Origin of the sequence: Aeromicrobium piscarium, from assembly GCF_007421815.1 — a bacterium.
Lineage (GTDB): Bacteria > Actinomycetota > Actinomycetes > Propionibacteriales > Nocardioidaceae > Aeromicrobium > Aeromicrobium piscarium.
In genome coordinates this window covers 1-774 of record NZ_VLNT01000043.1, presented here as the reverse complement: position 1 = coordinate 774, position 774 = coordinate 1, and the positions used below count along the sequence as shown (strand labels likewise).

Genomic DNA, 774 nt, shown 5'->3' with positions numbered 1-774 from the left:
GCACCCGAAGCAGCCATCTCGGCCGCGACATCGGCACCGCTCTTCGGTTCCTGTGGTTCAGTCACAAGGTCCATCATGTTTCCTTTCAGACGGACCGATCACTCACACAGAACATCTGACACGCCCTACGCCACTCGTAGTAGCCCGACGTCGAGACCCTCAGGACCCGGCAGATCACCGCGACGGCAAAGCCGTCCGCAGCGAGCTCGTGGACCAGCCGGAACCCTATTTTGGGAGGACGTTCTCCTTGGCGAAGTACGCCGAGGCGCGCTTCAGAATCTCGATCTCCATCGCCTGGACCCGGTTCTCCCGACGCAACCGGACCAGCTCGGACCGCTCGTCCTTGGTCAATCCGGGACGCTCACCGTTCTCGATCTCGGCCTGGGCCATCCACCGGCGCAGACCGGACTCGCTGATCCCCAGGTCCTTCGCGATCTTCGCCACCGGCTTGTCACCGGACCGCGCCAACTCCACCGCCCTGCGACGGAACTCCTCGGGCTTTGCTGCAGGCATCCAGACTCCTCTCGTGAAGCGATTCTCGCTCCAACATCGGTGTCCGGAAAACCCGGGACAGGTCACAAGCGACCCGTGCAAGCGCCTGGTGTTGTACCAGTCGACCCATCCGGCGGTGGCGTACTCGACGTCGGCGATGGTCCGGTAGGGGCCGGTGTGGAAGACCGTGGTGCGGACGCACTCGGTCTTGTAGAGCCCGATCACGCACTCCATGAGCGCATTGTCATACGCATCGGCAACCGACCCGATCGAGGGCCGGAT

General features: G+C 63.6%; 1 protein-coding gene and 1 pseudogene. Both read right to left on the bottom strand.

Translation table 11 applies throughout. The features are described from left to right. Positions 1-225: 225 nt before the first annotated feature. Positions 226-513, bottom strand: a complete 288-nt coding sequence (locus FNM00_RS19360) for a transposase (RefSeq protein WP_246065245.1) — start codon at positions 511-513, stop codon at positions 226-228. 66 nt (positions 514-579) lie between these two features. Next, positions 580-774 (bottom strand): annotated as a pseudogene (locus FNM00_RS19355) (integrase core domain-containing protein); the annotation flags it as partial.

Bases quoted from the DNA above. Each gene is read 5' to 3' on its own strand.
- FNM00_RS19360 (WP_246065245.1), bottom strand. From the start codon at position 513: ATGCCTGCAGCAAAGCCCGAGGAGTTCCGTCGCAGGGCGGTGGAGTTG.